The following is a 25,024-nucleotide window of genomic DNA, read 5'->3' as shown; positions in this document are numbered from 1 at the left end:
ATATGATAAAATCGCAAGCTTGCCTTGGCGTATCCGCCGCAGGCCTTCATAAGCATCTAACGTTTCGGCCGATGAAATCCATTTTATTTTGCACCAGCTATATTAAGAACGAACAGGCATGGCGGGAGCGATACCGGCGCTGGCTGGATTACTATCAGGATGGGCCGATCAGGGCGGACAAGAAAATCATGATCGACGATGGCTCGCCGTATTTGCCGCCGCCCGACATCATCAAGACCGTGACCAATAGCGCGCCGCTGTCGCTGTTCAAGGACGACAAGGTGATCGTGCGCTTCGACGACAACCTGGGGCGCCAGAGCATTTCGGCGTATCCGGGCTGGTGGCGCAGCTTTTTGCATTCAATCACGCTGGCCAAGGAGCTGGGCGCCGACAAGATCATTCATATCGAATCGGATGCCTATATATTGAGCCCGCGCCTGGCCGATTTCATCAACGATATTGATTCGGGCTGGCATGTGATGTGGACCGAGCGCTACCAGTTTCCGGAAACGGCGATCCAGGTCATTTGCAGCGATCAATTCGAAATTTTCGAACAGTTCAAGGCGCGCCAGCCCGATCTGAATTACGGCGACCTGGCCGAGCGGCTCTTGCCATTTACCTCGGTCGACCGCCAGTTCAAGGGCGAGCGCTATAGCGAGATCCGCAAGAACCGCTGGATTTTTCGCTCCAAGAAATTCGACCGTATTCCGCTGTTTCACCATCCGCTTTTCCGCGAGCCGATTCCGGCGGACGCCGATTTCGTCACGCAGGCCGTGATCTCGCAGAAATTCTCATTCGGCAAGGTCGGCTGATCGGCTGTTCAAGACGTGGCCGGCGGCATGCAGCAATGGCATGGCCGCCGGCAGGTCCGCGCGCTTGACCAGGATATGGTCACCATCGTAGGTGGAAACCACGAACACGCCCAGTCCACCCAGCGACAGGGGCCGCACCACCGACAGCACGATGCCGGTGGCGCCAAACGCAAACGGCCCCACGAAGCGCAGGCAGGCCCATCCTTCTTCCGATACCGTGCCGTCCGGCACGCGCGCGGCCTCGCACACGATCGACAATTCATGGGATGACCGGCTGATGCTGACAAAGCCGGACCCATCGGCCCAGGCCGGCATCGGCGCGGCCGCATCGAGGCGGCTGACGGCATAGTCGTGCGCTGAAAGTTCCAGGATGATGCTGTGCAGTTCTGTCGAGGTCGTCATCAGGTGTTCCTTATTGTACGAATAGCGAGGCGGCAATCGCCCACATGGTGAGCGCGATCAGGCCGTCGAGCACGCGCCAGGCGCGCGGATTGGCAAACACGGGCGCCAGCAGGCGGGCGCCGATGGCCAGCGCGCTGAACCACAGCACCGAAGCGGTCATCGCGCCAGCCGAGAACCATGGGCGGCCCTGTTCCGGCTGCTGCGCACCGATGGCGCCCAGCAACACCACGGTATCGAGCCAGGCATGGGGATTGAGCAGGCTGAGCGCGATGGCGGCGCGCAGGGCAGGGCCGCGCTCGCTGACGGCATTGCTGGCCGCCTGCAATGCCTGGCCTTGTCCGCGCCAGGCGGACCAGGCCGCGCGGCGCCCGTATTCGAGCAGGAACAGCGCGCCGCCGAGGCGGATCGCGCCCAGCAGCCACGGCGTGGACGCCACCAGCCGGCCTATGCTGCCCGCGCCCAGGCTGATCAGCAATATGTCCCCCGCGATGCAGGCGGCCGCGCACAGCAGCACATGCTGGCGCTGTATGCCCTGTCGCAATAAAAACGCATTTTGCGCACCGATGGCGATGATCAAGCCGCCACCCATCGCCATGCCCTTGAAAAAACTGCTGCTCAACATTGCTGCTCCCTTGCAAAAGGTTGCCAGCATAGGCGAGCGTGCGAGATTAGTATAATGAATGTTATTCGTGATTCATTCAATTCATTCATGAGAGGTGCTGATGAGTCAGCTTGACTACCGGGGCCTGGCGGCCCTCGACGCGGTGCTGGAGCAGGGCAGTTTCGAGAAGGCGGCGATGGCGCTGTCGATCACGCAGTCGGCCGTGTCGCACCGCCTGCGTGCACTGGAGGAGGCCGCTGGCGAGTTGCTGGTAATCCGCAGCCAGCCGCCGCAAGCGACCGCACGCGGCCACCGCCTGATCGCCCATTACCGGCAGGTGCTGCTGCTCGAAGCGGGCCTGCACACGGACACGCCGGCGCCCGGCGACTTGCCGCAGCTGGCGATCGCCTCGAATGCCGACAGCGCCGCCACCTGGCTGCTCGACGCGCTGGCGTCGGTACTGACCGAACCGGCCTGCCGCGTCGATGTGCTGCTGGACGACCAGGACCAGACGCTGCGCCTGCTGCGCGAAGGCAGGGTGGTCGGCTGCATCACCAGCTCGCCCGATGCCGTGGCCGGCACCTCCGTGGTGGCGCTGGGCATCATGTCATACCGCTGCGTGGCCACGCCCGCGTTTGCGCAGCGCTGGTTTGCCGATGGTTTGAGCGCCCAGTCCGTTGCCGCTGCTCCGGCAATCATCTACAACCGCAGCGACGCCCTGCACGCGCGCTATCTGAGACAGATGGGTTTGAGCGAAAATGTCCCGCACAGTTACTTTCCCAGCTCGGAAGGCTTTGTGGCGTTTATCAAGGCGGGCTTTGGCTACGGCATGGCGCCGCTGATCCAGATACGCGGCGAGCTCGAGCGCGGCGAATTGATCGAGCTGGCGCCGGGGACCGAGTTCCAGGTGCCACTGTACTGGCACCGCTGGAATATCCGCACGGCGCTGACCGGCAGGCTGCATGACGCGATCGTCGAAACGGCGGCGAAGTGGCTGGTCCAGGATGCCCTGTAGCCTCGTGCCGGCGCCAATATGGTCAAGCTTGACCTCGGGCAAATTTGCGCGCCGATTCCATTTGACCCTGTTCTGGTGCAAGCCTAGAGTGATCCCTGTCGTCCTCAGTCCCATCACCGATCATGGCCAAACCTTTCCCTGTCAACCCGAAGAATCCCGAACGCATCTGCTGGGGTTGCGATAAATACTGCTCGCCGGACGCCATGGCGTGCGGCAATGGCTCGGAGCGTACCCAGCATCCCGTCGAGCTGTTTGGCGAAGGCTGGAACGAGTGGGGCCTGAGTGCGCCGCAGCAGGCCGGCGAAGCGAAGAAAACGCCGTAGGCAAGGCCAGCCGGGAAGTGCTGGCAGCCGCTACAATAGAGTGCCTGAACTTCCTTTCGCAACCCATGCACACCACGCTGTTGAACTGGCTGAACTCATCCGGCCATGCTTACCATCTGGCCGAACACCGTGCCGTACACACCATCGCCGAAGCGCTGTCCTGCACGCCGGACTTGCCGGGCCTGATGTGCAAAAACATCTTTGTGCGCGATGCCAAGGGCAAGCGGCATCTGCTGGTGGTGGTGCCATACGACAAGCGCATCGACCTGCTGGCGCTGGGGCAGTTGCTGCAGACCAGCCGGCTGGGCCTGGCCTCGCCCGAGCGCCTGCTGCAGCACCTGGGTGTGACGCCCGGCGCCGTCAGCGTGCTGGCCCTGCTGCACGATCGGGCCCATGCGGTGGAACTGGTGCTGGACCAGGCCGTATGGGATGCCGCGCAAGTGCAGGCCCATCCCTTGCGCAATACGGCCACGGCGGTGATGCCGCACGCCACGTTAGAGGCATTTCTGGCGTGGACAGGCCATGTGCCGCGCGTGGCCGAGGTGCCAGCGCTCTCCTGAGCGCAATGGTCAGTGGCCCGCTACCTGCGCCGTGCCATTGCGGCGGCCCGGCCTGAAGCCGTGGGCGCGGGACGACCAGGCGATCGCGATCGCAAGCAGGAGCAAGATGCACATCGCCCACGGAAAGGCGCCAGCGCCCCACGCGCCGAGCAGGCTTCCGCCCACCACGCCGGCAGCCGCAATGGCGCCATTCCAGGCCACCACATTCATCGACAGCGCCACGTCGGCGCCACTGCCGGCGGTGTCGGCCAGCGCCGTCTGCAACAGGGTGGCCGCGCCGCCAAAGCTCAGGCCCCAGACAAGCATGCCCAGGTAGATAACGGCCGGAAACTGCGATGCCAGCCCCAGCATCATGGCCGTCAGGAGGAATGCAGCCAGGCTGGCCAGCACGGTGGCGCGCAGGTGGCGCTCGACCAGTTTGCCGGTGATCCAGATGCCGGCCAGGGCCGCGCCGCCAAACACCAGCAGCACCAGGTCGACCCTGGCCGCCAGGCCGGCCGGGGCAACGAACGGGGCAATATACGTATAGAGAATATTGTGCGCCAGCATCCAGGTGATGACTACCGCCAGCACGGGGCGCACGCCAGGCGTGGTGAAGACCTTGCGCAGCGGCAGGCGTTCCTGCGCGCTCTGGCCCGGATAGTCCGGCACTTTCGCCAGCACCCAGGCGATCAGTATCAGTGTCAGCGCGGAAATGATCCAGAACGCCATGCGCCAGCCGGTCAGCGAGCCGATCAGGGTGCCCAGCGGCACGCCCAGCGACAGCGCGACCGGCGTGCCGGCCATGGCCAGCGCCAGCGCGCGGCCCTGCTGCTGCGGCGCCACCATGCGCCGCGCGTAGCCCGCCAGCAAGCTCCAGGCCAGTCCCGCCGCCATGCCCGCCAGGAAGCGTGCCGCCAGCGTCAGCCAGTAATGGGACGACAGCGCCGTGACGGTATTGAACATGAGAAAACCGATGATGGTCAGCAGCAGCACATTGCGGCGCCGCCAGCCGCGCGTGGCAATTGTCAGCGGAATGGCCGCCAGCAGCGAGCCGAGCGCATAGGCGGTCACCATTTGTCCGGCCATGGCCGGGCTGATGACCAGGCCGGCGCTGATCTGCGGCAGCAGGCCGGCGGGCAAGGTTTCGGTGATGATGCAGATAAAGCCCGTCATGGCCAGGGCCAGCAGGCCTGAGACGGGGAGGCGTTCGGCCGGCGCGGGGCTGGCGGCGGCAGGCAGGGCAGTGGAGTTCACGGCAAGATCCTTGGGTGGGGTGGCAGCATTGGACAGGACGCAGGGCGCCAGCAGGCGCGGCAGCGCTACATATGTATCGATCGGTATAAATATAGATGAGATGGGCGCGCGTTGTCAATGACTTCTGTATCGAGTAGTATGTAAGTAGGTAAATAAGAAAATAAGGAAAGGGGCGGCGGATGGCACAAATGGGACGGCCGCGCACGTTCGACCGGCGGGCGGCGGTCGAGCAGGCGATGTTTTTATTCTGGCAGCAAGGGTATGAGTCGACTTCCCTGAGCCAGCTCAAGGGGGCGCTCGGTGGCGGCATTTCGGCGCCCAGCTTCTATGCGGCGTTCGGCTCGAAGGAAGCGCTGTTCCGCGAAGCGGCGCAGTGCTATCTCGATACCTATGCAAAGGTCACGGAATGCCTGTGGGATGACAGCCTGGCGCCGCGCGAAGCGGTCGAACTGGCCTTGCGCCAGTCGGCCCGCATGCAGTCCGGCGCGGGCCACCCGCCCGGCTGCATGGTGGCGCTGGGCAGCATGAGCGCGCCAACGGCGGAGCATGCGCTGGTGGCCGCGCCGCTGATGGCGTCGCGCGCGCGCACGCGCGCCGGTTTCGTGCGCTGCGTCGAGCGCGCCGTGGCTGCTGGCGACTTGCCTGCGGACACCGACGCCAGCGCACTGGCCGCCGTCTTCGACGGCTTCCTGTCGGGCGTGTCCATCATGGCGCGCGATGGCGTCGGCCATGCGGTGTTCGACGCGGCCATCAGCGCGCTGATGCGGGTGTGGGACGGGCGTCAGGCCGGCTGACTAGGCATAGTGAAACTCGAGCACCTCGTCGCCATGCGCGTCCGTCTCGCCGGTCGAAGTCCAGCCCAGGTGGCGGTAAAAGCCGTACGAGCGCGAGGCTGGGTCGCTGGAGCAGCCGAGAAACAGCCGCTGGTGGCCGTGCGCGTGCAAGTCCTGCATGACCAGGCTCAGCAGTTTCTTGCCGGCGCCCAGGCCTTCGGCTGCGGGCAGCAGGGCCAGCACGATGATTTCGCCCGTTTCCAGGTCGCCGAAGCAATAGCCGGCCAGCCGGCCATCGCAGTGGCAGGTGTAGCCGGGCAGATTGCCGGAGCGCATCAGCTCGGCCCACGACGTGGCCGTGATGCCGAACTCGGCCAGGCGCTCGGCCGTGACGGCGTTCTGCCGGGTCTGGCCGCGCAGGGCGATAAAGGCGGCGGCGTCCTGCGGCTCGGCAGGCAGGAAACTCATCGCAGGGTGCGGGGTCGTCATGTGCCTGATTGATTGTTTTGTTCTGCCAGCATTTCTTCCAGTACCTGTATTGCGCCCTGGATGCGCAACATGGTCTGCTTCAACTCGTTCTTGCGCGTTTCCAGGGTTTGCATCTGCTGCTCTCCCGCGGCGTAGTTGCTTTTCAATTCTTCAAGGCGCGCCTTGATCATCTCGGTCTGTGACATGTTTTCTCCTTGTCGGCAAGAGTGTTGCATCGTATGACGGCACTGTACCTGCCTTCAACAGAACACTCAACCATGGCTGCTGCCCCTTAGAATTGACCGCATCAATCATTGCCAACTTCCAAGGAGCCTGCATGACCCTATCCGCCGAATCCCTCAACGAAGCCGGCATCGACGCCTATAACGACGACAATTATGCCGAGGCGTTCAAGCAATTCTATGCCTCGGCCAGCAGCGGCGACGCGGCCGGCAAGCATTTCCTGGCCAGCTTGTACTACCAGGGCCAGGGCGTGGCGCAGAACCTGAGCAAGGCCGTCGCGCTGTTTACCGAAGCGGGCGAGGCCGGCTATCCGCCGTCGCTGGCCAACCTGGCGCTGATGTATGCCAGTGGCGATGGCGTCGAACCCGACATGCAGCGCTCGCTGGCGTATGGCCGCCAGGCAGCCGAGGCCGGCGACGGGCAGTCGCAATTCAACCTGGCGCAGGCCTACCGGCGCGGCGTCGATGTGGCGCAGGATTTCAACGAGGCGGCGCGCTGGTACCGCATTGCGGCCGAGTCCGGTTCACTGTCGGCACAGAACGAATACGGCCTGCTGTATGCGCAAGGCCAGGGCGTGGACCTCGATTACGTGGAAGCGTACGCATGGATCGCCATGCCGGCCGAGGCCGGCGACGAGCAGTCGATCAAAAACCGCGACCAGCTGCTGCAGATCCTGACGCCGGCGCAGCTGGAGGAGGCCAGGGCGCTGGCCGCCGAATACGCCAGGCTGTACGGCAGCGATCCTTACTGATCAATCCGGCTTGAGGGCGTCTGTCTTGCTCAGCCCGCCAGCCGCATCGAGTTCATAGGTATCGAAATCGTGTGCCAGGAACAGCGTGCCTGAATAATGCAGGCGCGCTTCCGCTTCCAGTTCGGCCATGCCCTCGCGGTGATGATAGCGCGCGCTGAAGTGCGTCAGGATCAGATTCGGCAGATGGCAACTCTGCGCGAACTGGGCGACTCTTTGCACTGAACTGTGGGTCGGCCCCGGTCCTGCCTTCTGCAGCATCGCTTCCGTATAGGTGGCCTCATGCACCAGCAGCTGGGCGCCGGCGCACGCCTGTTCCAGCAGGGCAGGCGTGTCGTTGTCGCCGCCCACCACAATGGCGGCGCGCTCGGTGCGGTTGAGGCGAAAGTCGCTGCTGCGCAGCACGCGGCCGTCATCCAGTGCGACATCCTTGCCAGCTTGCAGCTGTCCCCACGCCGGACCGGACGGCACGCCCTGCGCGAGCAGGCCTTCCTTGTCCAGCTTCCATTTATTGGTTTCCACCGCAAAGCGAAAGCCCACGCTGGCCGCGCGGTGCGACAGCGCATGCCGGGTAATCGTCAGGCCGGTTTCCTGGTGCACCACCTCTGCGCTGTTGACGTCGACATGGATCAGCGGATAGGTGAGAAACAGTTCCGTATGCAGCAAGGTCGCGTCCAGCCAGGCGCGGATGGCAAGTGGCGCGATGATGATCAACGGACGCTTGCGCCCCGTCATCGAGGCGCTCGCCAGCAGGCCGGGCAAACCATAGCTGTGGTCGCCATGGACATGGGTGATGCAGATGCCGGCCAGGTCGTGCACGGACAGGGGAATGCGCTGCAGGCGGTGCTGGGTGGCTTCGCCGCAATCGACCATCCACCATTCGCGCCCCAACGTGGTTTGTATGGCCAGCGAAGTCACGTTGCGGTAACGCGTGGGCACGCCTGAAGAGGTGCCGAGAAAAGTCAGTTTGAACATGGATCAATTATGCTTGAAAGAAATTACTTTGTGCGTGATTACAACGAAACGTAACTGTACGTGCAATTTGCAATGCGAAATGTACAATGAATGAATAAGCAGATGGCGCCCGAGCGCCGCGGTTGATTCATTTGTGTTTGTAATCATTCACCCTAAGGAGTACAGCATGCACACCCCAACCAAGAAAATCCTGACCGTGCTGGCGCTCACCGCGCTGGTGGTGGCCACCGCTGCCGGATTCGGCGGCCTGTAACAAGACTTCTGCTTCCACTACGGACCCGGGCCGCCACTGGCCCGGGTCTTTGTTTGTCCCGCATACCTCTGCATTCTCGTGGCAATCCCCCGCACGCGTTAGAATCACGCTTTCCCTTTTATTTCCCCATCACATGCAGCAAAGCCGCCACCTGTTTGTCCGCCTGGGCAGCCAATTTCTCCGCTATGGCGCAATCGTTGCCGTTACCCTGCTGGCCGTGGGCGTGGCGTCGGCCACCGATGTGCTGCTGATCCGCCAGTTGCAGAGCGTGGTCGACGCCATGCGCGCCAGCGCCAGCGAGCATGTGGCGCCCGCCACCACCGGCATCATGGGCCTGCTGCAGGGCTGGGTTGACCGTTTCCTGCCGGCCCAGGCGGGGCAGGTCGACCTGTGGGTAATACCGGCCACCATCCTGGGCCTGGCCGTGATGCGCATGGTGTCGAGCTTTGCCGGCGACTACGGTTCCGTCTGGCTATCGAGCCGGGTGCAGGCCGACCTGCGCGAGCAGATGTTTGCCACCATCATGCGCCTGCCCAGCCGCTTCTTCGACACCACCACCACCAGCCTGACGCAGTCGCGCGTGGCGTTCGACGCCAGCCAGGTGTCGCAGGCCGGCCTGAACGTGCTCAACGTGGCGGTGCGCGATTCGGTGGCCACCATCGGTTACCTGGTGTTGCTGTTCAGCATAGACGTCAAGCTGGCGCTGTTCTGCATGGCCACCATGCCCATCATCGCCATCATCGTTACCCTGGCCGGACGCCGCATGCGCCACCTGAGCAAGAGCGCACAGCAGGCGGTGGGCGAGCTGACCTCGGTACTGGACGAGAGCATCGGCGGCCAGCGCGTGGTGAAAATCTTCGGCGGCCAGGACTACGAGCAGGCGCGCTTTGTCGACGTGGTCAAGCGCAACCGCCAGCTGGCCGTCAAGCACGCGGCCACGTCGGCCATGAACTCCGGCGTGATCATGATGCTGGTCGGCATTACCCTGTCGTCGGTGATTTATTTCGCACTGCTGCGCGCGCAAAGCGGCGCCATCACGCCGGGCGCCTTTGTCGCCTTCATGGGCGCGCTCATGGCGATGCAGTCGCCGATCAAGAACCTGACCAAGATCAATGAGCCATTGCAACGTGGCCTGGCTGCGGCCGAGTCCGTGTTCGGCCTGATCGACACGCCGCTGGAACCCGATCCGGGCCAGGCCGCGCCGGTGGTGGTGCAGGGCAATCTGTCGCTGCAGAACGTCAATTTCCGTTACAACACGGACGACCCCGATGCGCCGACGGCACTCAGCAATATCACGCTCGATATCGCGGCCGGCGAAACGGTGGCGCTGGTGGGCGGCTCGGGCGGCGGCAAGACCACCTTGCTGGGCCTGCTGCCACGCTTCTACGACGTCAGCGGCGGCCAGATTCTGCTCGACGGCGTCGACCTGCGCGATTACCAGCTGCTGTCGCTGCGGCGCCAGTTTGCGCTGGTCAGCCAGGACGTGATCCTGTTCAACGACACGGTGGCGGCGAATATCGCCTATGGCGACCCGGCGCCGGACCAGGCGCGTGTCGAAGCGGCCGCGCGCGCCGCCTATGCGCACGACTTCATCATGCAGATGCCGCAGGGCTATGCGACACAGGCGGGCCAGAACGGTTCGCGCTTTTCCGGCGGCCAGCGCCAGCGCCTGGCGATCGCGCGTGCGCTGTACAAGGATGCGCCGATCCTGCTGCTGGACGAAGCGACCAGCGCGCTCGACACGGAATCGGAACGCCAGGTGCAGGCGGCGCTGGAAGTGCTGATGCGCAACCGCACCACCATCGTTATCGCGCACCGCCTGTCGACCATCGAGAGCGCCGACCGCATCGTGGTGATGCAGGGCGGGCAACTGGTCGAGTCGGGCAGCCATGCGGCCTTGCTGGCGCGGCGCGGCGCCTATGCGCGGCTGCACGAAAGCCAGCTGTCGCGCGAGCCGGCGCTGCCGGGCGCATGATCACCGTCGGAACAGGAGGCAGCGGTGGATGAACTGAACCAGGAACGCAGCCAGGCCCTGCAGGGGCTGCGCGTGGTGATGCGCGCGGCGCAGCGCCATTCGATGCAGATCGAGAAGCAGTGCGGCGTGTCGGGCGCGCAATTGTGGGTGATGCAGGAAATTTGGGAGCAGCCGGGCCTGCGCATGGGCGAACTGGCGGCGCGCATGTCGATTCACCAGACCACGGCCAGCAACCTGGTCGAGGCGCTGGTGAAAAAATCGCATGTGCGCAAGGTGCGCGACCAGCCCGACCAGCGCGTGGTCAGCCTCAGCCTGACCGAGCAGGGCCAGGCCGTGATCGCCGCCGCGCCGCAGCCGGCGCGCGGCCTGTTGCCGGGCGCGCTGGCCCGCCTCGATGGGGCCAGCCTGGCACAGCTGAACGCCGGCCTGGCCGCCTTGCTGGCCGTGGTGGCGCCGGACGACCAGCAGGCCGGCCTGCAGCCGCTGTCGTTTACGATGTAGCTGGAGCTGGAGCCGGAACTGGAGCTGGCAGGCGCTGCAGTTGCAGCTGCGCCAGCGCGCCGTACAGCGGTTCGCTGAGCACGCCCGAGACGGTGCTGGCCACCACCGCGCAGGCCATCAGGCTCAGCACCATGCCGTGGCCATCGACCATTTCCATCACAATAATAAAGGCTGTCAGCGGCGCCTGCGTGGCGGCCGCCAGGAAACCCACCATGCCCAGCGCGATCAGGGCCGGCGCATGCGGATAGTGCAGCAGCAGCGCGATATCGTGGCCGATGCCGGCGCCGATCGCCAGCGACGGCGCAAAGATGCCGGCCGGCACGCCCGACCAGACCGTCAGCCAGGTGGCCACATACTTGACGGCGACGAACGCGGGCGGAACGTCGGCCGCGCCGTCGAGCATGGCGCGCGTGGCCACCGTGCCGCTGCCAAAAGTGGCGCCATGGCTCGCCACGCCGATTACCGCCACAGCCAGGCCGCAGACCAGCGCGAACAGCACCGGCCGCTTGCCGCGCCAGCTTGACAACCGCCCCAGCGGATTGCCGCGGCTGGACGCCAGCAGCAGGCGCGCAAACAGGCCGCCGGCCACCCCCGCCACCAGCGTCACCAGCAAGCCGGGCAGCATCAGCGCCAGGCCGATCGGCCCCGGATGGATTACGCCGAAGTGCGTGGCGTTGCCGTTGATCGAAACGGCCATCATGCCGGCCAGCACGATGCCAGCGACGATCAGGCCGCTGTTGCGCTGCTCGGGCGAACGCGACAGTTCCTCGATGGCGAACATCACGCCCGCCAGCGGCGTATTGAAGGCGGCCGCGATGCCAGCCGCGCCGCCGGCCACCAGCAGCGAGTGCGCGCTCACCTGCGCCTGGCGCGGCAGCCAGCGGCGCGCGGCCAGCATCACGCCGGCGGCGATCTGCACCGACGGGCCTTCGCGCCCCAGCGACAGGCCGCCCAGCAAACCGCCGGCCGTCAGCGCGATCTTCGCGGCGGACAGTTTCAATGACACATACAGCGGGCGCTGTCCGGCTGCGACGGCAGGGTCCAGCGCCGCCATCACCTGCGGAATGCCGGAGCCGGCCGCGCCGATCGCGTAGCGGCGCGTCAACCAGACCAGCACGGCTGCGCAGACGGGCGTCCACAGCAGCGTGAACCACCAGGCCTTGGCATTAAAAAAATGAAACAAGTCCAGCGCTTCTTCCGCCAGCCAGGTAAAGCCGACCACCACCAGGCCGGCCACCGCCGCCATGCCGACCACCACCGCGCGCGTCCACCACAGGCGCGGGTCGGCAAATTCATGCTTGAAAGCGGAAGGGATATCGTGCGAATGCTTCATGGTGGCAAATCCGGGGAGGGGTGGCGCGTGGCGTCGGGAGACTTGCCATTATAGAGATATATTTGGGCAAATGTATTTGCCTGGCGTCTTTCGTGTCGCGCCCGCCACAGGTTCAGACAAACAGGTCGCGGCGCGCGCTCTGGCTGATCGCCAGGGTGGCCGGGTGGCTCAGGCGCCGGTCGGTGGTGATCGCGTAGACCTGCTCGACCAGGCTGTCGACCCGGCCCAGCGCCACCACCGCATATTGCTCGCAGACCTGGTGCGCGATCACGGTGGGCGCGAAGAACAGGCCGGCGCCGGACTGGCCGAAGGTGTTCATCATGGCGCTGTCGTCGAACTCGCCGACGATGCGCGGGTGCAGATTGTTCTCACCGAGCCACTGCAGCAATCGGCCGTAGATGGCGAAGTCTTCGCCCGGCAGCAGCAGCGGCGCACGGTGCAGGCACTGGGGGAATTCTCCGCTCAGCGTCGCGGCCAGCGCCCTGGTGCCGAACAGGGTCATGCCGCTTTCGCCCAGCAAATGGTTGAAGCCGCGCACGCTCAGGTGGGCCGGCATCGGCCGGTCGGCAATGATCAGGTCGAGCCGGTGCACGGCCAGGTCGGCCAGCAGGCTGGCCAGGCGGCCTTCGCGGCAGATCATGCGCAGCGGTTCGGCCAGGCTCAGGGCCGGCTCCACCAGCCGGCAGGCGATCAGTTTCGATACCGAGTCGGCAAAACCGACGCGGTAGGTGGTGGTCGTGGTGCGCGACTGGTCGCGCACGATTTCCAGCAGTTCGTCGCCGGTGCTGAATATCTCTTCGGCATGGCTCAATATGCGCCGGCCCGTGTCCGTCAGCTCCAGCTGGCGCCCGCTGCGGCGGAACAGTTCCACGCCCAGGGTGTCGGCAAATTCGCTGAGCTGGCCGGAAATCGACTGCGGCGTCAGGTGCAGCTGTTCGGCTGCGCGCGCAATGCTGCCCGTCTTGGCCACCATCCAGAAATACCGCAAGTGTTTGAAGTTCAGTGTCGACATGGTTTCAGCCGCCTTTTCAATTCATCGAGTTTTTCGATGTATTGTTCAATTATATTCGATTTGTTCGATGTTCGTGTTCGCCCTATGATGGCTACTCACATCTTTATCTGAGGAGAAACGTCATGTGGCTCAGTAACAATCAACAGACAGGAGGTTGCCGATGAACGGTCTGGAAAGCATTGCATCCGCGCCCATGTGGGCCGGCTTTATTGCCTTCGTCGTGCTGATGCTGGCGCTGGATTTGTTTGTCTTCGGTGGCAACAAGGCGCACAAGGTGGGTGTCAAGGAAGCGGCGATCTGGTCGCTGGTCTGGGTCAGCATGGCCATGATTTTCAACGGCGGCCTGTGGTGGTACCTGAACGGCACGGCCGGTCCCGAGATCGCCAACCAGAAGGCGCTGGAGTTCTTCTCCGGCTACCTGATCGAGAAAGCCCTGTCGGTCGATAACGTGTTCGTGTTCCTGCTGATCTTCAGCGCCTTCCAGGTGCCGATCCAGTACCAGCGCCGCGTGCTGATCTATGGCGTGTTCGGGGCGATCGTGATGCGGGCCGTGATGATTTTGGCCGGCGCATGGGTGGTGAGCGAGTTCAGCTGGGTGCTGTACCTGTTCGGTGCCTTCCTGCTGGTGACCGGTGTGCGCATGCTGGTGGCGGCCGATTCCGAGCCGGACGTGGCGAACAACCCGGTGCTGCGCTTTGCCCGCCGTCACTTGCGGGTGGCGGACGGCGACCATGGCGAGAAGTTCATGGTGATGAAGGGTGGCTTGCGCTATGTCACGCCGCTGTTCCTGGTGCTGATCCTGATCGAGGTGACCGACCTGATTTTCGCGGTTGACTCGATTCCGGCGATTTTCGCGATCACCACCGATCCGTTCATCGTGTTCACCTCGAACCTGTTCGCGATCCTGGGACTGCGGGCCCTGTACTTCCTGCTGGTGGACGTGGCGGACCGCTTTCACCTGCTCAAGTTTGGCCTGGCGATGGTGCTGGTGTTTATCGGTGCAAAAATGCTGATCATGCCGTGGTACCACGTGCCGGTCGAAGCGTCGCTGCTGGTGGTGGCGGTGCTGATCGTGTCGAGCTGCCTGGCCAGCGTGTTTATCGCCAAGAAAGAAGACAAGTAATCGAACAAGCGGTACAGCGCGCCCGCAACGGCGGGTGCGCTCCCCACACCCATATGAATGGAGTAAAGTTTTATGCGTAGTTACCCAAAAAACAGTCCCCAGGCCGCTGGCCGTATTCTTGCTCTGATGATGATCGTCGATGGCAACCTGGCCAGCTCGGAACTGCAGGCGCTGGACCGCAGCAAGATCCTCGACCATATCGACCTGGAAACGAGCGCCTTCCAGCGCCTGCTGCAGGACCTGTGCGACGACATGCTGACCTCGACCCTGCACGGTGCGGTACAGCTGAGCAATACGGTGATCGACAGCCTGCTGGAGGAAATCACCGAGCCGGACCTGCGCCGCAAGCTGCTGCACACCATGTGGAAAATTGCCGACGCCGACGACTGGCTGGCCGATGGCGAAGCGGTGTTGCTGGCGCGTGCCGGCACCATGTGGTCGGCGGAGACCAACTTCCGCCAGCACGCCGCCGCTTAAGCAGTACGGTGTCCCATGGCAATTACGGCGGCGCCGGCCAGCGCCAGGCCGACGCCGGCAATATCGGTCCAGGCCGGCGTCACGCCGTCCACCAGCCACAGCCACATCAGCGCGGTGGCGATATAGATGGCGCCATAGGTGGCGTAGACGCGGCCGCTGGCGGCCGGATGCAGGGTCAGCAGCCACACAAATGCCAGCAGGCTGGCGCCGGCCGGCAGCAGCAGCCAGGCGCTGCCCTTGTTGCTCAACCATAGCATGGGCAGGTAGCAGCCCAGCAGTTCAGCCACGGCCGTGACGGTAAACAGCCCGAAGGTACGGGCCAGCACGCTCCACTCGATGGTTGCCTGCATCTTTTTTCCCTGTTCAAATCGAGCCGCCATTGTAGGCGAGCCGGGCTTAATTGAGCTGCAAGGCCACATACAGCAGCAGCCGGCCATCTGTTTCATCAAGGTTCAGGCCCGTCAGCTCGGCAATTTTCTGCAGCCGGTAGTCGAGCGTGTTGCGGTGGATATGCAGTGCTTTCGCCGTCGCCAGCGGATGGCTGTGATGGCGGAACCAGGCAACGAGAGTACGCATCAGCACGCCCGAGCGGTCCTGCGCCTGCAGCGGCGCCAGCGTCTGGCGTAACTGTCCAGCCTGCCAGCCGTCTTGCAGCCCGGACAGCAGCACCGGCAGGCTCAGTTCCAGGTACGAGAATTCTTGTACGCTGGCGCCGCTGTCACGGCTGCGGCCGATGCGCGCCGTCTGCCGTGCCGATTCATACGACGCGGCAGCGCCATCGAGTCCCGGCAGCGCGACGCCCATCGCCAGCGTGGACCGGCTGGTCACCGTCTGGCGCGCCACCTGGTGCAGCTCCTGCAGGCGCCGCCTGGCCTGCGTCACGCGCGCCTGATGGGTGGCACTGGCGGGAAACGCATCGAGGATCGCCAGTTCGCCCGGCGACACCACGGCCGTCAGCAGCTCCGGCCAGCGCAGGGCCAGCGCAGCTTGCACCTGCTGCAACTGCATCAATACCAGTTCCAGCTGCTCGCCGCCATGGTCCATCTGCAGTACCAGCATGGCGCGCGGCATGGCCAGGTTCAGCGCCAGGCGCGCGGCCCAGGCCTGCATGGCGGCGTCGGACACGTTGCCGCGCGCGATCAGCTGCGAGACGAATTGTTCGCGATAGCGTTTTTCATGCTGAAGCTCGCTGACCAGCTGCGCCTGCTCCAGCATCATTTCCGCCATGGCGCGCACCAGTTCGCCAAACTGGCGCACGGCATCGGGCTCGCCCGTGATGCCCACTACGCCGCAGATTTCGCCGCGCACCGTCAATGGCAGGTTGATACCGGGCCGCGCGCCCGGCAACGCGTGTGCCCCAGCCTCGTCGATTTCGACGCTGGCGCCCCTGGCCAGCGCCAGCTGCGCGCCCCGGTGCAGGCTGCCCATGCGGTCGGCGTCCGGGCTGGCCAGAATCACGCCGTGCGCATCGATCACGTTGACCTTGAAGGGCATGATGTGCATGGTACGCTGGACGATCTCGTGCGCCAGCGCGGCAGCGATGGTGGTCATTCTATAGTCCTTGTGCAAATGCAAGATACGAAGCAAATATCGCCGCCGGATTTTCATGCATCCGCATGATGATGTTTAAGGTGGCCGATTGTACGATGATCCTGCCCACCCCCATGGAAAATAACGAGGAGACAGACATGACCATATCGACTACGCCACGTGACTTGCTGCAAGCCATGTTCAACGCCGCCATCGCTGCGGCCCAGCCCTCGCAGTGCGTGCCGCCGCATCTGCCCGCCCAGCCCATGGGCCGGCTGATCGTGATCGGCGCCGGCAAGGCCTCGGCCGCCATGGCGCAGGCGGTGGAGCAGAGCTGGCCCGGCGAACTGTCGGGCCTGGTCGTCACGCGCTACGGCTACGGCGTGCCGTGTGAGCGCATCGAGATTGTCGAAGCGTCGCACCCGGTGCCGGACGCGGCCGGCATGGCCGCGGCGCAGCGCATGCTGGCGCTGGTCGGCGGCTTGAGCGCCGACGATACCGTGCTGTGCCTGATCTCGGGTGGCGGCTCGTCGCTGCTGGCGCTGCCATTGGAAGGCATCACGCTGGAAGACAAGCAGAAGCTGAACCGCGCGCTGCTGGCCTCGGGCGCCACCATCGGCGAAATGAATTGCGTGCGCCGCCACCTGTCCGCCATCAAGGGAGGCCGGCTGGGCGCCGCCTGCCATCCGGCGCAGGTGCTGACCCTGGCCATTTCCGACGTGCCGGGCGACAAACCCGGCGATATCGCCTCCGGCCCGACTGTCGCCGACGCCACCACCTGCGACGACGCGCTCGATATTGTGCGCCGCTATGGCATCGCGCTGCCGGCCAGCATCCGCGAAGTGCTCGAAAGCGGGCGCGGCGAATCGGTCAAGCCGGGCGACCCGCGCCTGGCTGGCGCGCGGATCGAACTGATTGCCACGCCGCAAATGGCGCTCGAAGCGGCAGCGGACATCGCGCGCGCGGCGGGCGTCACGCCGTATATCCTCGGCGACAGCCTGGAAGGCGAGGCGCGCGATGTCGGCAAGGTGATGGCCGGCATCGCCCAGCAGGCGGCGCGGCGCGGCCAGCCGTTTGCCACGCCCTGTGTATTGCTGTCGGGCGGCGAAACCACGGTCACCGTGCGCGGCGACGGGCGCGGCGGGCGCAATGTGGAATTCTTGCTGTCGCTCGGCATCGCGCTTGATGGCGAGGCCCATGTGCATGGGCTGGCCGGCGACACCGACGGTGTCGATGGACAGGAAGAAATCGCCGGCGCGTATCTGGCGCCCGACACGCTGGCGCGCGCCTGGGCGCAGGGCCTGCGGCCGCGCGACAGCCTCGACAACAACGACGGCCACGGCTTTTTCCAGGCGCTGGGCGACAGCGTGATCACGGGGCCGACCCTGACCAATGTCAACGATTTCAGGGCGATTGTGATTACTGCCGCGGATAAGCGTTGAAGCGCAGTCCAGTGTTCTATTGTGCGCTTGCAACTAAATTAAAGTTGCTATGATGGCATATCACAAAGGACACATTCATGAAAAAATCCCTGACTCACCTGTTGGCATGCGGTGCCTTGCTGGCCCTGGCTGTCCCGGTTTTCGCGGCTGACAAAGATGCCGCCTCGCTGCCCGGCCATTATTACCTGCAAGGCGTGATGGAAGTCGGTTCCGAACTGCTGCTGAAAAAAGACGGCAAGTTTGAATGGGCGCTCAGCTATGGCGCCGTCGACCAGCAGGCCAGCGGCGACTGGAGCGTGGCCGGCGAAGAAGTCACGCTGGTGTCCGGCAACGGCGGCAAGGAGCCGCAGTTTCGCGTGTTCGACGAATCGGAAATGAATATCAAGAAACCGGCTGCGGCAGGGCAGTGGGTGGCGATCGTCGGCTATCCGCGCGTGGGGCCGATGGCTGGCGTGGAAGTGCGCTTCGAAGCGAAAAGCGGCAAGACGGCGACTGCGGTGAGCGTGCAGAACGGCGACGCCATCGTCAGCATGCCGGCCTCGGAGCAGTGGGCGCGCGCCGGACTGCGCCGCCAGGGCTCAAACAGCGACTACCAGTGGCTGGTGGTGCCGCCCGAGCGCGCGCGCGAACGCCTGGCCGGCTTTGCCGTCACCGACCGCCAGTGGCTGGCCGGCCAGGCCTTCCAGACCCTGAAGTTGCGCATCGTCGACGATGGCCTGAAGGTGAGCGACCCGGAAAACGGCCTGGGCCGCGGCACCTACGCCAAGCAGCCGGCGCAGTAATCAGAACCCTTCCAGCACGATCTTGCCGCGCGCGGTATTGCTCTCCAGCAGGGCATGCGCGCGTTTCAGGTTGGCCGCATCGATCTTGCCGAAGCGTTCGGCCACCGTGGTCCGGATGGTGCCGGCGTCGACCAGCTGCGCCAGTTCTTCCAGCAGTTCGTGCTGCCTGACCATGTCGTCGGTCTGGAACAGCGAACGGGTAAACATCAGTTCCCAGTGCAGCGACACGCTTTTCGCCTTGAGCTTGCGCACGTCGATCTGCTCGGGATCGTCGATCAGGGCGAACTTGCCTTGCGGCGCGATCAGTTCGACAATCTGCTCGAAGTGCCGGTCGGACTGGTTCAGGCTGATCACATAATCGACCGGCGGCAGGCCCAGGCGCGTGATTTCCGCCGCCAGCGGCTGGCTGTGGTCGATCACATGGTGGGCGCCCAGTTCCTTGACCCAGCTTGATGTTTCGGCGCGCGAGGCCGTGCCGATAATCGTCAACCCCGTCAGCTGGCGCGCCAGTTGCACCAGGATCGACCCGACGCCGCCGGCCGCGCCGATCACCAGCAGCGACTTGCCGGTGGCGTTCTTGTCGCGGCTGACCTGCAGGCGCTCGAACAGCAATTCCCACGCGGTAATGGCGGTCAGCGGCAGGGCGGCGGCCGGCGCAAAGTCGAGGCTGGCCGGCATATGGCCGACGATGCGCTCGTCGACCAGCTGGAATTCGCTGTTGCTGCCCGGGCGGTTGATGGCGCCTGCGTACCACACCTTGTCGCCCACCTTGAACAGCGTCACGTCCGGGCCCACCGCGCTGACCACGCCGGTGGCATCCCAGCCCAGCACTTCCGGCTGGCCGTCTTTCGGCTGGCGGTTCTTGCGGATCTTGGTGTCGACCGGATTGACGGACACGGCATGCACGGCAACGAGCAGGTCGCGGCCGGTGGCAACCGGTGTCGGCAGCTCGATATCGAGCAGCGCGTTGTCGTCGGTAATGGGCAGGCTGTGGTGGTAGGCGATGGCTTTCATATGGATTCCTTTGATATAAGAGAGAGTGCAGGTCGGGTAGGTCGGATTAGCGCTTGCGCGTAATCCGACACCAGCACCGTTGCGCCAACAATGTTGTCGGATTACGCGGGGCTTCGCCCCGCTAATCCGACCTACGATTAATATGCTTGACGTATCATGGTTGCTTTCGCACCCGGGAAAAAGACGGTGCGTACCGAAACACTTTCAAAGGAATACTGAAAATTGCTGCGGCTCGATGATTTGCAGGTATTTGTGCGCACGGCTGACCGGGGCAGCCTGTCGGCGGCTGCGCGCGAGCTGGGCATTTCACCGGCGCTGGCCAGTGCCGCCGTCAAGCGCCTGGAAGGGGAGCTGGGCTTGCGCCTGTTCGTGCGCACCACGCGTTCGCTGAGCCTGACGGCGGAAGGCACGCAATATCTGGAGCATGCGCGCGAAGCGCTGCGGCTGCTGCGCGCGGGCCGCGATGCGCTGGCGGCGGGCAAGGACAGTTTCGGTGGAACCTTGAAAATTGCCATGCCGTCGGACCTGGGCCGCAATCTGCTGCTGGGCTGGCTCGATGCCTTCCAGCTGCGCCACCCGAAGCTGCAGTACCAGCTCAGCGTCAGCGACCGGCTGGCCGACATGGTGCGCCAGCAGGTCGACGTGGCGATCCGCTATGGCGAGCAGGACGACTCCTCGCAGATCGCCATGCCGGTTGCGCCCGCCAACGACCGCGTGCTGGTGGCCTCGCCCGACTATCTGCGCGAACACGGCCCCATCTCGACGCTGGCCGACCTGCAGCAACATAACTGCCTGCGCTTTGCGCTGGAAGACGGCCTGCATGACCGCTGGACCTTTTACCGCCTGCCGCAGCGCGAACAGGTGAGCGTGCAGGTCAGCGGCAACCGCAGCGCCGACGACGCCGACCTGGTGCGCCGCTGGGCCGTGGCGGGGCTCGGCATCGCGTATAAATCACGGCTCGACCTGTCCGCCGACCTGGCGGCCGGACGGCTGCAGATATTGCTGCCCGAAGTGGCCGGCGAGGCGGCGCCCTTGCACCTGGTGTGCATGCACCGCGCGCAGGTCACGCCGCTGGTGCTGCAGCTGCGCGACTTCCTGCGCCAGCAATGCGCGTTGCTGGCCTGAACTCAAGCCGCATTACAACTCGTTGCAAATGGCAATGAAGCGCCCGACAGGACAGGCGTAAGCTTGCCCTCTTCGGACGACTCCGCTTGAGGAATAGCCATGCGACCACTGCTACCGACGACCTTGCTCGCCTTTGCGCTAATGAGTGGCTGCGCCAGCACGGCGGTCCGGACCGACAATCCGGCGCAGGCGCTGGCGATGCAGCAGCGCATTACCTGGGGCGTGAATGCCGGCAGCGCGCGACAGTTGCAGCAGCAGGGCTGGGACCGCTATCTGCAGGCGCAGCTGCACCCGGGCAAGACCGTGCTGCCGCCGGCGATCCAGGCGCAGATCGATGCAATGACGATCAGCCAGATGCCGATGGACCAGTTGGTGATCGGCGTCGAGCAGCGGCGCAAGGAATCGAATGCCGTCGCCGACGACATGGCAAAACAGCAAGCGCAAAAGGACTATCAGCAGGAACTGAACCGGCTGGCGCGCGAGGCGGCCACGCGCTCGGTATTGCTCGACGTGTATTCGACCAACCAGCTGCAGCAGCAGCTGAGCTGGTTCTGGCTCAATCATTTCAGCGTGCATCAAGGCAAGCACAATCTGCGCGCGATGGTCGGCGACTACGAAATGAACGCGATCGCGCCGCATGCCTTGGGGAAATTTCGCGACCTGCTGGGCGCCACCGTGCACCACCCGGCCATGCTGCGCTACCTGGACAACGAAGCGAACGCGGCCAACCGCATCAATGAAAACTATGCGCGCGAGCTGATGGAACTGCATACGCTGGGCGTCAATGGCGGCTACAGCCAGAAGGACGTGCAGGAACTGGCGCGCATCCTGACCGGCGTCGGGGTCAACCTGGGCGCCGACACGCCGAAAGTCAAGCCGGCGCTGCAATCGCAATATGTGCGGCGCGGCCTGTTCGAGTTCAATCCGAACCGCCACGATTATGGCGACAAGCAATTCCTGGGACACACCGTGAAAGGCAGGGGCCTGGCCGAGCTCGATGAGGCACTCGATCGCCTCTCGCGCAGCCCCGCCACGGCGCGCTTTGTCAGCGGCAAGCTGGCGCAGTATTTTGTCGGCGATGCGCCGCCCGAGGCATTGGTCGCCAGCATGGCGCAAACGTTCCAGAAGACCGACGGCAATATCGCCGACGTGCTGCAGACGCTGTTTGCCAGCGAGCCGTTCAGGCAGTCGCTGGGCCGCAAGTTCAAGGACCCGATGCACTATGTGGTGTCGGCGGTGCGCCTGTCGTATGACGACAAGCCGATCCTGAACGCGGGCCCGATGCTGAACTGGCTCTCGCGCATGGGCCAGCCGCTGTATGGGCGCCAGACGCCGGATGGCTATCCGCTGGCGGACTCGGCCTGGGCCAGCCCCGGCCAGATGACGACGCGCTTCGAGATCGCCCGCACCATCGGCTCGGGCAGCGCCGGCCTGTTCAGGACGGAAGGACCGCAGCCACTGGAAAAGCCCGCGTTTCCGCAGTTGGCCAGCGCCCTGTATTTCCAGGCCATCGAGCCGACGCTGAGCCCGGCCACGCGCGAGGCGTTGACCAAGGCCGCCACGCCGCAGGAGTGGAACACTTTTTATTTGTCGTCGCCTGAAATGATGCACCGTTAATCGGAGAGTGCCATGAACCGTCGTGACCTGTTGAAAGCGCTGGCCGCCGTACCGCTGTTCGGCCAGGCCGGCAGCCTGCTGGCCGCGCCCGCGGCTGACGCCCGGCTGCTGTTCGTCTTCCTGCGTGGCGGCTATGACGCCAACAATCTGCTGGTGCCGATCGGCAGCGATTTTTATTATGCGGCGCGGCCGAATATCGCCATCCCCAGGCCTGGCGCGGAGAACGGCGCGCTGGCGCTCAATGCGGACTGGGCGCTGCATCCGGCCTTGCGTGACAGTATTTATCCGCTGTTCAACAACGGCGAAGCGGCCTTTGTTCCGTTTGCCGGCACCACGGACTTGTCGCGCAGCCATTTCGAGACCCAGGACAGCATCGAGCTGGGGCAGGAGATCACCGGCCGGCGCGATTTCCGCTCGGGTTTCCTGAACCGGCTGGCCAGCACGCTCAATGCCAAAGGCGCGATCGCGTTTACGGACCAGCTGCCCCTGATCTTCCAGGGCGGCATGCAAGTGCCGAACATGGCGCTGCGCTCGGTGGGCAAGTCCGGCATCGATGCGCGCCAGAGCCAGATCATTGCCGCCATGTACCAAGGCACGCCGCTGCAGAAACCGGTCAGCGAAGGTTTCGTGGTGCGCGACGATGTGGCCAAGGGCCTGATCGGCGAAATGCCGGGCGCCAACCGCAATGCGATCAGCGCCAAGGGCTTCGAGCTGGAAGCGCAGCGCATCGCGCGGCTGATGAAGGACAAATACAACATCGGTTTTGTCGACGTGGGCGGCTGGGATACCCATGTGGGGCAGGGCGCGGCCAGCGGCTACCTGGCCGGGCGCTTCGAGGAACTGGGACGCGGCCTGGCCGCCTACGCCGAGGAAATGGGCAATGCCTGGCGCAACACGGTAGTGGTCGTGGTCAGCGAATTTGGCCGCACCTTCCGCGAAAACGGCAACCGCGGTACCGATCATGGCCATGGCAGCGTGTTCTGGCTGCTCGGTGGCGGTATCCGCGGCAAGCAGGTGGCGGGCGAGCAGAAGGCCATCACGCAAGCCAATCTGTTCCAGAATCGCGACATGCCGGTGCTGAACGAATACCGCGCCGTGCTGGGCGGCATCTTGCAGCGCACCTTCGGCCTTACTGCGGCGCAGCTCGATACCGTGTTTGCGGGCGTCAAACCGGTGGACCTGGGGCTGGTGTAGCCCGTCCTGTCAGCGCGTTCGTGTCAGCCATGCAAGAAGCATAACCCCCGTGATACGCTACGGCTGCGCAATCGGCGCATGGCTAACGATCCGGTCGCTTGTGCGTGCCGGGCAGAACGGAGTGGTATGAGCGATACCCGGCGCGACCTGGTCGGCGCAGGCTTTTCCCTGGCGCTGATCGCGCTGGCGGCATTCGTGATGCAGCGGTTTTTCCTGCCGCTGGTCTGGGCCGCCATCCTGTGCGTGGCCACCTGGCCCCTGTACGTGCGCATGCGCGCGGCGCTGGGGCAGCGCCCCATCATCGCAGCCGCGCTGCTGACGCTGATCTCGGCCTGCATTTTCATTATCCCCGTCCTGCTGGGCGTGGCGCAGGCGGCGCGCGAAGTGCCGGTGCTGGCCGATTTCCTGATGCGCGCCAATGCCGACGGCCTGCCGGTGCCGGCCTGGGTCGCGGCGATCCCGCTGGCCGGCAACGCCATTGACGACTGGTGGCAGGTGACCTTGAACCAGCCGCACGGCCTGGCCCATGTGCTGTCGGGCAGTGCTGTCGGCGGCTTGCATTCGGCGCGCGATATCGTCAAAGTGCTGGGCGCCGACCTGCTGCACCGGCTGATCGATTTCGGCCTGGCGTTTCTGTGCCTGTTTTTCTTCTACAAGGATGGCGAAGCGCTGACGCGCCAGATCACGCAAGTGGGCAGCCACTACTTGCAGCCTGAGCGCTGGCTGCGCTATGCACAGAAAGTGCCGACCGCCATCCGCGCCACCGTCAACGGCCTGGTGCTGGTCGGCCTGGCCGAAGGCGTGCTGATCGGCATTGCCTATGCGATCGCCGGCCTGCCGTCACCGGCCCTGTGGGCGTTCGCCACCGGCGTGCTGGCCATTATTCCTTTTGGTGCGCCGCTGGCGTATATCTGCGCGGCCGCCTTGCTGGTGGTGCAGGGCAGCGTGCCGGGCGCCATCGGCGTGGCCGTCTGGGGCACCATGGTGCTGTTTGTGGCAGATCATTTCGTGCGTCCCGGCATGATCGGCAACGCCACCCGGCTGCCGTTTCTTGCGGTACTGTTCGGTATTCTGGGTGGCGTGGAAACGCTGGGACTGGTAGGCCTGTTTATCGGTCCGGTGGTGATGGTGCTGTTTGTGACTTTGTGGCATGAGGCCTATGTGTCGGGCCACATCAAGCTACATGGGACACCTGCCAGCCCGGACGCGCCGCCACCTGCCCAGTAATGAGGGGTTGGCCAGCGATGCTGGCCAGTACTGGCTGGTGGCGGGCGTGGCCGGGTGGAAACTGTCGCCAGTTCCTTAGTGCGCCCTGGATAAAATCAGCAACCAGCGGCGCATCAGCAGCACTTCAACGTAGCCCGGCTCGATGCCGGTGCCGCACTCGATCAAAGGATTGACCGTATAAAACCGCTTGCGGAAGTCGCGGCAGACGAGGATTTCGCGCTAGCCCATGCGGAGCAGGAAGGAGCTTGGAGCGTATTCCAGGC

At 64.7% G+C, this 25,024-nt stretch carries 27 protein-coding genes and 1 pseudogene; 16 read left to right on the top strand and 12 right to left on the bottom strand.

All coding sequences use genetic code 11. The features are described 5' to 3' along the window. Positions 1 to 188 precede the first annotated feature (188 nt). Positions 189 to 812, top strand: a complete 624-nt coding sequence (locus RTQ46_RS16625; RefSeq protein ID WP_312438244.1) for a hypothetical protein — start codon at positions 189 to 191, stop codon at positions 810 to 812. On the opposite strand, the gene RTQ46_RS16620 is transcribed toward RTQ46_RS16625, so the two are convergent. Both RTQ46_RS16620 and RTQ46_RS16615 read right to left on the bottom strand, forming a co-directional pair. After that, positions 792 to 1,214: an ACT domain-containing protein gene (locus RTQ46_RS16620; RefSeq protein WP_312438243.1), complete on the bottom strand. Its 423-nt coding sequence runs from the start codon at positions 1,212 to 1,214 to the stop codon at positions 792 to 794. The two genes, RTQ46_RS16625 and RTQ46_RS16620, sit on opposite strands and share 21 nt — an antisense overlap. Positions 1,215 to 1,224: 10 nt before the next feature. Further along, positions 1,225 to 1,836, bottom strand: coding sequence for a LysE/ArgO family amino acid transporter (locus RTQ46_RS16615; RefSeq protein WP_312438241.1), 612 nt, complete (start codon positions 1,834 to 1,836; stop codon positions 1,225 to 1,227). A 100-nt stretch (positions 1,837 to 1,936) separates the two neighbouring features. Between RTQ46_RS16615 and RTQ46_RS16610 the strand changes: the two genes are divergently transcribed. From RTQ46_RS16610 to RTQ46_RS16600, 3 genes are all read left to right on the top strand, one after another. After that, positions 1,937 to 2,830 (top strand): LysR family transcriptional regulator ArgP, encoded by an 894-nt coding sequence (locus tag RTQ46_RS16610; RefSeq protein ID WP_312438239.1) that lies wholly within the window; start codon positions 1,937 to 1,939, stop codon positions 2,828 to 2,830. Positions 2,831 to 2,952: 122 nt separating this feature from the next. Beyond that, positions 2,953 to 3,153, top strand: coding sequence for a DUF3079 domain-containing protein (locus RTQ46_RS16605; protein ID WP_312438237.1), 201 nt, complete (start codon positions 2,953 to 2,955; stop codon positions 3,151 to 3,153). 65 nt (positions 3,154 to 3,218) lie between these two features. Further along, on the top strand, positions 3,219 to 3,713 hold the full coding sequence (locus tag RTQ46_RS16600) for a prolyl-tRNA synthetase associated domain-containing protein (RefSeq protein WP_312438235.1): 495 nt from the start codon (positions 3,219 to 3,221) through the stop codon (positions 3,711 to 3,713). A gap of 9 nt (positions 3,714 to 3,722) precedes the next feature. On the opposite strand, the gene RTQ46_RS16595 is transcribed toward RTQ46_RS16600, so the two are convergent. After that, complete coding sequence (locus tag RTQ46_RS16595) at positions 3,723 to 4,868, bottom strand: MFS transporter (RefSeq protein WP_312438310.1); 1,146 nt, start codon at positions 4,866 to 4,868, stop codon at positions 3,723 to 3,725. Between the two features lie 260 nt (positions 4,869 to 5,128). Between RTQ46_RS16595 and RTQ46_RS16590 the strand changes: the two genes are divergently transcribed. Further along, on the top strand, positions 5,129 to 5,743 hold the full coding sequence (locus RTQ46_RS16590; protein ID WP_312438233.1) for a TetR/AcrR family transcriptional regulator: 615 nt from the start codon (positions 5,129 to 5,131) through the stop codon (positions 5,741 to 5,743). On the opposite strand, the gene RTQ46_RS16585 is transcribed toward RTQ46_RS16590, so the two are convergent. Together RTQ46_RS16585 and RTQ46_RS16580 are read right to left on the bottom strand one after the other, a co-directional pair. After that, entirely contained in the window at positions 5,744 to 6,211 is a 468-nt protein-coding gene (locus RTQ46_RS16585; RefSeq protein WP_312438232.1) for a GNAT family N-acetyltransferase, read from the bottom strand. Then, positions 6,208 to 6,396, bottom strand: coding sequence for a hypothetical protein (locus tag RTQ46_RS16580; protein WP_312438230.1), 189 nt, complete (start codon positions 6,394 to 6,396; stop codon positions 6,208 to 6,210). Before RTQ46_RS16580 ends, RTQ46_RS16585 begins: the two co-directional genes overlap by 4 nt. Before the next feature lie 131 nt (positions 6,397 to 6,527). On the opposite strand from RTQ46_RS16580, the gene RTQ46_RS16575 reads away from it, so the two are divergent. Further along, on the top strand, positions 6,528 to 7,184 hold the full coding sequence (locus RTQ46_RS16575) for a tetratricopeptide repeat protein (RefSeq protein ID WP_312438228.1): 657 nt from the start codon (positions 6,528 to 6,530) through the stop codon (positions 7,182 to 7,184). Here RTQ46_RS16575 and RTQ46_RS16570 read toward each other — a convergent pair whose 3' ends face one another. After that, complete coding sequence (locus RTQ46_RS16570) at positions 7,185 to 8,156, bottom strand: ribonuclease Z (RefSeq protein WP_312438226.1); 972 nt, start codon at positions 8,154 to 8,156, stop codon at positions 7,185 to 7,187. Positions 8,157 to 8,542: 386 nt separating this feature from the next. Between RTQ46_RS16570 and msbA the strand changes: the two genes are divergently transcribed. Both msbA and RTQ46_RS16560 read left to right on the top strand, forming a co-directional pair. Continuing rightward, complete coding sequence (msbA, locus tag RTQ46_RS16565; RefSeq protein WP_312438224.1) at positions 8,543 to 10,384, top strand: lipid A export permease/ATP-binding protein MsbA; 1,842 nt, start codon at positions 8,543 to 8,545, stop codon at positions 10,382 to 10,384. A gap of 24 nt (positions 10,385 to 10,408) precedes the next feature. Continuing rightward, a complete protein-coding gene (locus RTQ46_RS16560) occupies positions 10,409 to 10,885 on the top strand; it encodes a MarR family winged helix-turn-helix transcriptional regulator (protein WP_312438222.1) in 477 nt (158 codons plus the stop codon). On the opposite strand, the gene RTQ46_RS16555 is transcribed toward RTQ46_RS16560, so the two are convergent. Both RTQ46_RS16555 and nhaR read right to left on the bottom strand, forming a co-directional pair. Then, a complete protein-coding gene (locus RTQ46_RS16555) occupies positions 10,875 to 12,218 on the bottom strand; it encodes a chloride channel protein (RefSeq protein ID WP_312438221.1) in 1,344 nt (447 codons plus the stop codon). The genes RTQ46_RS16560 and RTQ46_RS16555 overlap by 11 nt on opposite strands. Before the next feature lie 112 nt (positions 12,219 to 12,330). After that, the gene (gene nhaR, locus RTQ46_RS16550) at positions 12,331 to 13,230 is read right to left on the bottom strand and encodes a transcriptional activator NhaR (protein WP_312438219.1); all 900 of its coding nucleotides are present in this window, start codon (positions 13,228 to 13,230) and stop codon (positions 12,331 to 12,333) included. A gap of 160 nt (positions 13,231 to 13,390) precedes the next feature. On the opposite strand from nhaR, the gene RTQ46_RS16545 reads away from it, so the two are divergent. After that, a complete protein-coding gene (locus RTQ46_RS16545) occupies positions 13,391 to 14,353 on the top strand; it encodes a TerC family protein (RefSeq protein ID WP_312438218.1) in 963 nt (320 codons plus the stop codon). 72 nt (positions 14,354 to 14,425) lie between these two features. Then, entirely contained in the window at positions 14,426 to 14,830 is a 405-nt protein-coding gene (locus RTQ46_RS16540; protein ID WP_312438216.1) for a TerB family tellurite resistance protein, read from the top strand. Here RTQ46_RS16540 and RTQ46_RS16535 read toward each other — a convergent pair. After that, a complete protein-coding gene (locus RTQ46_RS16535; protein WP_312438214.1) occupies positions 14,827 to 15,180 on the bottom strand; it encodes a YnfA family protein in 354 nt (117 codons plus the stop codon). The two genes, RTQ46_RS16540 and RTQ46_RS16535, sit on opposite strands and share 4 nt — an antisense overlap. A 46-nt stretch (positions 15,181 to 15,226) precedes the next feature. After that, complete coding sequence (locus RTQ46_RS16530) at positions 15,227 to 16,381, bottom strand: sugar diacid recognition domain-containing protein (protein ID WP_312438212.1); 1,155 nt, start codon at positions 16,379 to 16,381, stop codon at positions 15,227 to 15,229. A gap of 137 nt (positions 16,382 to 16,518) precedes the next feature. Here RTQ46_RS16530 and RTQ46_RS16525 point away from each other — a divergent pair, with 137 nt between their 5' ends. Together RTQ46_RS16525 and RTQ46_RS16520 are read left to right on the top strand one after the other, a co-directional pair. Beyond that, the gene (locus RTQ46_RS16525; protein ID WP_312438209.1) at positions 16,519 to 17,802 is read left to right on the top strand and encodes a glycerate kinase; all 1,284 of its coding nucleotides are present in this window, start codon (positions 16,519 to 16,521) and stop codon (positions 17,800 to 17,802) included. Positions 17,803 to 17,879: 77 nt separating this feature from the next. Next, positions 17,880 to 18,584 carry a hypothetical protein gene (locus RTQ46_RS16520; RefSeq protein ID WP_312438208.1) on the top strand — a complete coding sequence of 235 codons (705 nt, stop codon included), beginning with the start codon at positions 17,880 to 17,882 and terminating at the stop codon, positions 18,582 to 18,584. Here RTQ46_RS16520 and RTQ46_RS16515 read toward each other — a convergent pair whose 3' ends face one another. Further along, positions 18,585 to 19,598, bottom strand: coding sequence for a zinc-binding alcohol dehydrogenase family protein (locus tag RTQ46_RS16515; RefSeq protein ID WP_312438206.1), 1,014 nt, complete (start codon positions 19,596 to 19,598; stop codon positions 18,585 to 18,587). Positions 19,599 to 19,820: 222 nt separating this feature from the next. Here RTQ46_RS16515 and RTQ46_RS16510 point away from each other — a divergent pair, with 222 nt between their 5' ends. From RTQ46_RS16510 to RTQ46_RS16495, 4 genes are all read left to right on the top strand, one after another. Beyond that, positions 19,821 to 20,723: a LysR family transcriptional regulator gene (locus RTQ46_RS16510; protein ID WP_312438204.1), complete on the top strand. Its 903-nt coding sequence runs from the start codon at positions 19,821 to 19,823 to the stop codon at positions 20,721 to 20,723. A gap of 99 nt (positions 20,724 to 20,822) precedes the next feature. Then, a complete protein-coding gene (locus RTQ46_RS16505) occupies positions 20,823 to 22,340 on the top strand; it encodes a DUF1800 domain-containing protein (RefSeq protein WP_312438202.1) in 1,518 nt (505 codons plus the stop codon). 12 nt (positions 22,341 to 22,352) lie between these two features. Next, a complete protein-coding gene (locus tag RTQ46_RS16500) occupies positions 22,353 to 23,534 on the top strand; it encodes a DUF1501 domain-containing protein (protein WP_312438201.1) in 1,182 nt (393 codons plus the stop codon). A 126-nt stretch (positions 23,535 to 23,660) separates the two neighbouring features. Then, positions 23,661 to 24,761 carry an AI-2E family transporter gene (locus tag RTQ46_RS16495; RefSeq protein ID WP_312438199.1) on the top strand — a complete coding sequence of 367 codons (1,101 nt, stop codon included), beginning with the start codon at positions 23,661 to 23,663 and terminating at the stop codon, positions 24,759 to 24,761. Positions 24,762 to 24,836: 75 nt separating this feature from the next. Here RTQ46_RS16495 and RTQ46_RS16490 read toward each other — a convergent pair. Continuing rightward, positions 24,837 to 25,022: pseudogene (locus RTQ46_RS16490) on the bottom strand (hypothetical protein). Positions 25,023 to 25,024 lie beyond the last annotated feature (2 nt).

This window comes from Janthinobacterium sp. (assembly GCF_031995485.1).
Lineage (GTDB): Bacteria > Pseudomonadota > Gammaproteobacteria > Burkholderiales > Burkholderiaceae_D > Janthinobacterium.
This window is presented reverse-complemented; position numbering and strand designations above follow the sequence as displayed.

What these genes read in the sequence shown, in the direction of transcription:
- RTQ46_RS16585 (WP_312438232.1), bottom strand. Translation starts at nt 6,211, where the DNA reads ATGACGACCCCGCACCCTGCGATGAGTTTCCTGCCTGCCGAGCCGCAG.
- nhaR (WP_312438219.1), bottom strand. Translation starts at nt 13,230, where the DNA reads ATGTCGACACTGAACTTCAAACACTTGCGGTATTTCTGGATGGTGGCC.
- RTQ46_RS16620 (WP_312438243.1), bottom strand. Translation starts at nt 1,214, where the DNA reads ATGACGACCTCGACAGAACTGCACAGCATCATCCTGGAACTTTCAGCG.
- RTQ46_RS16530 (WP_312438212.1), bottom strand. Translation starts at nt 16,381, where the DNA reads ATGACCACCATCGCTGCCGCGCTGGCGCACGAGATCGTCCAGCGTACC.
- RTQ46_RS16600 (WP_312438235.1), top strand. Translation starts at nt 3,219, where the DNA reads ATGCACACCACGCTGTTGAACTGGCTGAACTCATCCGGCCATGCTTAC.
- RTQ46_RS16625 (WP_312438244.1), top strand. Translation starts at nt 189, where the DNA reads ATGATCGACGATGGCTCGCCGTATTTGCCGCCGCCCGACATCATCAAG.
- RTQ46_RS16545 (WP_312438218.1), top strand. Translation starts at nt 13,391, where the DNA reads ATGAACGGTCTGGAAAGCATTGCATCCGCGCCCATGTGGGCCGGCTTT.
- RTQ46_RS16590 (WP_312438233.1), top strand. Translation starts at nt 5,129, where the DNA reads ATGGCACAAATGGGACGGCCGCGCACGTTCGACCGGCGGGCGGCGGTC.
- RTQ46_RS16615 (WP_312438241.1), bottom strand. Translation starts at nt 1,836, where the DNA reads ATGTTGAGCAGCAGTTTTTTCAAGGGCATGGCGATGGGTGGCGGCTTG.
- RTQ46_RS16500 (WP_312438201.1), top strand. Translation starts at nt 22,353, where the DNA reads ATGAACCGTCGTGACCTGTTGAAAGCGCTGGCCGCCGTACCGCTGTTC.
- RTQ46_RS16515 (WP_312438206.1), bottom strand. Translation starts at nt 19,598, where the DNA reads ATGAAAGCCATCGCCTACCACCACAGCCTGCCCATTACCGACGACAAC.
- RTQ46_RS16610 (WP_312438239.1), top strand. Translation starts at nt 1,937, where the DNA reads ATGAGTCAGCTTGACTACCGGGGCCTGGCGGCCCTCGACGCGGTGCTG.
- RTQ46_RS16555 (WP_312438221.1), bottom strand. Translation starts at nt 12,218, where the DNA reads ATGAAGCATTCGCACGATATCCCTTCCGCTTTCAAGCATGAATTTGCC.
- RTQ46_RS16605 (WP_312438237.1), top strand. Translation starts at nt 2,953, where the DNA reads ATGGCCAAACCTTTCCCTGTCAACCCGAAGAATCCCGAACGCATCTGC.
- RTQ46_RS16495 (WP_312438199.1), top strand. Translation starts at nt 23,661, where the DNA reads ATGAGCGATACCCGGCGCGACCTGGTCGGCGCAGGCTTTTCCCTGGCG.
- RTQ46_RS16535 (WP_312438214.1), bottom strand. Translation starts at nt 15,180, where the DNA reads ATGCAGGCAACCATCGAGTGGAGCGTGCTGGCCCGTACCTTCGGGCTG.
- RTQ46_RS16505 (WP_312438202.1), top strand. Translation starts at nt 20,823, where the DNA reads ATGCGACCACTGCTACCGACGACCTTGCTCGCCTTTGCGCTAATGAGT.
- RTQ46_RS16595 (WP_312438310.1), bottom strand. Translation starts at nt 4,868, where the DNA reads ATGACGGGCTTTATCTGCATCATCACCGAAACCTTGCCCGCCGGCCTG.
- RTQ46_RS16570 (WP_312438226.1), bottom strand. Translation starts at nt 8,156, where the DNA reads ATGTTCAAACTGACTTTTCTCGGCACCTCTTCAGGCGTGCCCACGCGT.
- RTQ46_RS16580 (WP_312438230.1), bottom strand. Translation starts at nt 6,396, where the DNA reads ATGTCACAGACCGAGATGATCAAGGCGCGCCTTGAAGAATTGAAAAGC.
- RTQ46_RS16575 (WP_312438228.1), top strand. Translation starts at nt 6,528, where the DNA reads ATGACCCTATCCGCCGAATCCCTCAACGAAGCCGGCATCGACGCCTAT.
- RTQ46_RS16520 (WP_312438208.1), top strand. Translation starts at nt 17,880, where the DNA reads ATGAAAAAATCCCTGACTCACCTGTTGGCATGCGGTGCCTTGCTGGCC.
- RTQ46_RS16525 (WP_312438209.1), top strand. Translation starts at nt 16,519, where the DNA reads ATGACCATATCGACTACGCCACGTGACTTGCTGCAAGCCATGTTCAAC.
- RTQ46_RS16540 (WP_312438216.1), top strand. Translation starts at nt 14,426, where the DNA reads ATGCGTAGTTACCCAAAAAACAGTCCCCAGGCCGCTGGCCGTATTCTT.
- msbA (WP_312438224.1), top strand. Translation starts at nt 8,543, where the DNA reads ATGCAGCAAAGCCGCCACCTGTTTGTCCGCCTGGGCAGCCAATTTCTC.